Source organism: Desulfotomaculum copahuensis (assembly GCF_001655685.1).
GTDB lineage: Bacteria > Bacillota > Desulfotomaculia > Desulfotomaculales > Desulfovirgulaceae > Desulfotomaculum_G > Desulfotomaculum_G copahuensis.
In genome coordinates this window covers 1-3,948 of sequence record NZ_LYVF01000021.1, presented here as the reverse complement: position 1 = coordinate 3,948, position 3,948 = coordinate 1, and the positions used below count along the sequence as shown (strand labels likewise).

The following is a 3,948-nucleotide window of genomic DNA, read 5'->3' as shown; positions in this document are numbered from 1 at the left end:
GTATCACTTTTTGCCGCCCTATGTCAACTGCCATTTTCTGGCCGCCGCGCACCGGCGACTCTTATAATCTAGCACATCCGGACAAGCAGATCAACAGGTATTTTCTGGCGTCCGGGCGGCACTTAAAAACCGTTGCAGTCACGCCGGCACCGTTCCTACGATTACAATGAATACTTACGCCATTAAGCAACTGTGACGATGTACATGTACCCTCAGTTAAAGCAGGACAAGACAGATTACAATGTATACATATGCCATTGAGCAACAGGGATGACGGCGTTTAACCACTTGCTGCATCACCACATGACCGGTGTCCAATGTCCGCATGCCGGCCGTACAACCACCGCCGCTCCTGGGCACGGCCGTGATCAGCAGATTTCTTGTTGGTGTGACGTACTTATAACCGCATGTACTTTTCTTTCAACTTTGCGGCCGTTTCCTGTTCCTGTGCCGTTAATTCGCCGGGCACCAGTTCTATGCCCAGCGCCTGTTCAAACCCGCGCGCCATTGCCCGGCAAACCTGCTCATATGACGGCTTCGACGGCAACACCCGGTCCAGGGCGGTGGCCTTGCCGGCAAAAGCTCTTTGCACCCGTTCCCTGGCTTTTTCAGAAGCAAAGGCCAGGACGGAGAAAAGCTTTTCTTCATCCAGCCCGATTAAAATGGAACCATGCTGCAAAATGGTTTCCAGCCGGCGCACCTGGGCGCTGCCGACCAATTTTTTACCCGCCACCGCCACTTCGTACCAGGAAGGAGCGTCAAAACAGGCTGCCGACAGATGGCCGCGGCGTAATTCCGGAACGGCGCCGGCCGGGTTACCGCTTTCATTGACCGGGCGCACGCCGCCAACGGCCGGATTGACGCTTTCATGTTCCCTTCCTGCGCCACCAATAGCAGGATTGGCGTTTTCCCGGTTTGTGTACGTGCCGGCAGCAGTCACATTAAGATCATATTCCGCATGCGCCTCATCTGCCATCTCTCCCGTAAGACGGACATGGCCCCCTGCTTCCATTGGCGACACCGGCTGTCCGGGTGATTCCATTTTTAATCCATGCACATCCGCCGGCCGCCTGTTCCCCGGGCTGTACAATTCAGCCGGCACACCCAGCAAACGCAAACCGGCCAGCAGTCCGCCGCTCAACACCCGGTACGTCTCCACCACACTGCCGGGCAGGTATTTTTGGGCGATGACCACGCTGTAGGTGACCTCGTCGTCATGCAGTACGGCGCGGCCGCCGGTGGGGCGGCGCACCAGTCCGACGCCCAGACGGCGGCAGGCTTCCCGGTTCACTTCCCGTTCCGGCTCTTGAAAATAGCCCAGGGAGAGGGTGGGCGGATCCCAACGGTAAAAGCGCAATGTCGGCGGCACCCCGCCCCGGCTGTGGTGAATCATGATCGCTTCATCCACGGCCATATTTGCCGGCCCGTCCGCCGCGCCCGTTTGCAGCAGGCGCCACTTGCGCGGATATTCCAATACCATTTATTGCACCCCGTTTATATAAAACTGCCCCTGAAAACCCACCCCCCTTGTGGAGTGGTTCGAGTGGGGCACCGCCCGGCAGGGCGATAAAAACATGCCCGTACAGCCGGATACAGCTCAAGCAGGGCATTTCCGTTAAAAACCTCTGGGCATGTACGGATGATTGACAAATCCTACCCCAGTGTACGCAAAAGCATGGCGTTCTCCCGCTCCGCTTCATCCGGGGTCAGCGGCCGTGGATAATTGTAGATCACGCCGCCGGGACGTTCGTTGTAAAACGGCCGGTTGCAATCCGGACAGCCGCTGGTGCGGAATGCCTCCCCGGAAGCCAACTCAGCGGCCAGTTCACCAGCCGGCAGGCCGAAGTCAATCAACCGCCCGCCCCGGAAACTCAGTTGCTCCGGCCGCACCCGTCCGGTGCGCAGCAGATAATGGGCCGCCTGGATGCGCCGGTAGCTGTCCGGGGCCGGTTGCGCCCGTCCGGCCAGGGCTGTACCCCGGACCGGGGTGAAGGCAAAAAGGCCGGTCCGCACACCCAGGGAAACCAGGTGGGCCAGCAGCCGTACGGCTTCTTCCTCGCTTTCGCCCAGGCCGATGATCAGGTGCGTACCGGTACGCCCGGGCAGCAGCCGGGCGCTCTCTGCCAATAAAGCCAGGCTGTGTTCCCAGGAGCCGCCCTTGATTTCCCGGTAGAGACCCGGCGTAGCCGCATCCAGAGGCAAACCGATGATCTCCACTCCCCACCCGGCCACCTCCAGGGCTTCTTCCGGCGCGGCAAGGTTTATGGACAGGCACAGGGGCAGGTCTGCGGCCGAACGGAGCATGGCCACCGCCCGGCGGGTTTCTTCTTTATAGTTTTCCGTACGCACCACCTGGATGCAAGCCCGGCGGAAGGACCCGGCCCGGCTGGCGCGGGACAGGCGGGGTAAAACAGCCTCCCCGGCAAACTGCGGCCAGGTGACCCGGGACAAAAAATCCTCCCGTGCCCGGCTGGAGCGGGCCTGAGTGCAAAAAGCACAGTTCATCAGGCAGTGTTCCCCCTGCATAAAATAAGCCGTGGTGGGGGCCACCGCCGGCTTGTTGTTGTTTAAACCAAGCACCGCGGCCGTCCCGGCGGATACGCGCAACATTAACACAACTCCTTTTCAGGCCACCCATCTAAACCATTTAAATCATTTAAACCAATCATGCCGCCGGCACGACAGCGGCAGCAATTAAACAACTGTTCAGGACAAAACGCAGCATTCTTCGCCGTAATCCACCCGCCAGCCCGACTCCCGGGCGTACTCCACCGCCGGCCGGGCGGGCAGGACGATCTTGTTCACTCCGGCCTGCAGCGCCAGCACATCCAGTTGAGCGCGGTAGCGGCCGCGGGGGCGCATGCAGCCCAGGTAGAGGGGCATTTGGGGAAACATGATCCGGGCAGTGGCGATGAAGGCGGCTGCTTCTTCAATGTCCGGCGGGCGCCGGCCGGCGTAACGCGTTCCGGCCACCGGAAAAAATACGATCAGCACCAGCCCGTCCACACCCAGTTCACGCAAAGCTTCCAGGGCGTCATATTCGCCGGCCAAACCGCCCCCCCGCAAACCAATGACCAGGTGCGGATAAACCCGGGCATGGCGCCGTAAGGCACGATAGGAGCGGATGTAATCGGCGCCGGTTTTATCCAGTCCGAGCACTTCCCGGATTGTTTCATCGTCAATGATAAAATCAAAGGACACCGCATCGGCGTATTGCCCAATCACCCGGGCCGTCTCCTCATCCACCAGGCCCGGATGAAAGTTCATTCGAAAGTTTTGTTTCCATTCAGCCAGCAGGGCCGGGTGCTCTGTCACGGGCACCCGGCCCTGCCGGTCGCAGCCGCCGGAAACCAGCAAACTGCGCCAACCGGCAGCGGCCGGACCGCCGGCGGGCGGCTCCGGTCCGTGCCCTCCGGCGGCGTTTTGTGTGCCGGCAGCCCGGCCGGCAAGGGCATTTTCCAGTTCGGCCGGGGATAGCATGCCGCGCAGGAAGTGCCCGCCGCAGTGGGCGCAGTTCAAGGCGCAATGCCTTCCGGTCACGCTCACCGCCCGGGTGGCCAGCGGCCGGTCGAATTGAACGGCAGCCGGGAAGTTCCGGCGGCGTACCTCCTGCGCCTGGCGCAGGAGAGAAGACAGGGATTGTCCGGTATTTACAAGCATATGCACATCCATCACTTTGCCACTCCAAAAACAGTTAGCGGAAAATTACGTTCCAACCCTGCCTGCCGGATAAAAAGCATCCTGCCGGAAGCCGGAAGCCCCGCAAGCCGGAACACCGCCGCTCAAAAAAGAAGCGCATCAGATTGCCCGGCGCGGTATTTGCACCGCCAGTCCGGCTGTCCCGGCCGCGCCGTGTCCGTTTTCCAACCATAGAAGCCGGTTTCCGGCACGACCGGCAGCTCGTTACGGCCGGTCCGCCGGCGAAAGTGCTTACCCCCGCCAGCGCAG

The 3,948-nt window shown here is 61.0% G+C and carries 3 protein-coding genes; all 3 read right to left on the bottom strand.

Annotation, left to right across the window (positions count from 1 at the left end):
* Window positions 1–397: 397 nt before the first annotated feature.
* The 3 genes from A6M21_RS02515 to A6M21_RS02505 all read right to left on the bottom strand — a co-directional run bounded on the left by A6M21_RS02515 (window position 398) and on the right by A6M21_RS02505 (window position 3,672).
* The gene (locus A6M21_RS02515) at window positions 398–1,480 is read right to left on the bottom strand and encodes a lipoate--protein ligase family protein (protein ID WP_066666337.1); all 1,083 of its coding nucleotides are present in this window, start codon (window positions 1,478–1,480) and stop codon (window positions 398–400) included.
* A 173-nt stretch (window positions 1,481–1,653) separates the two neighbouring features.
* Window positions 1,654–2,610: a LipS2 family lipoyl synthase gene (gene lipS2, locus A6M21_RS02510; protein ID WP_078060333.1), complete on the bottom strand. Its 957-nt coding sequence runs from the start codon at window positions 2,608–2,610 to the stop codon at window positions 1,654–1,656.
* 96 nt (window positions 2,611–2,706) lie between these two features.
* Entirely contained in the window at window positions 2,707–3,672 is a 966-nt protein-coding gene (locus tag A6M21_RS02505; protein ID WP_427854592.1) for a radical SAM protein, read from the bottom strand.
* Between the last annotated feature and the right edge of the window lie 276 nt (window positions 3,673–3,948).

Excerpts from the sequence above, each read along its gene's own strand:
- A6M21_RS02515 (WP_066666337.1), bottom strand. The coding sequence starts at position 1,480 with ATGGTATTGGAATATCCGCGCAAGTGGCGCCTGCTGCAAACGGGCGCG.
- lipS2 (WP_078060333.1), bottom strand. The coding sequence starts at position 2,610 with ATGTTGCGCGTATCCGCCGGGACGGCCGCGGTGCTTGGTTTAAACAAC.
- A6M21_RS02505 (WP_427854592.1), bottom strand. The coding sequence starts at position 3,672 with ATGGATGTGCATATGCTTGTAAATACCGGACAATCCCTGTCTTCTCTC.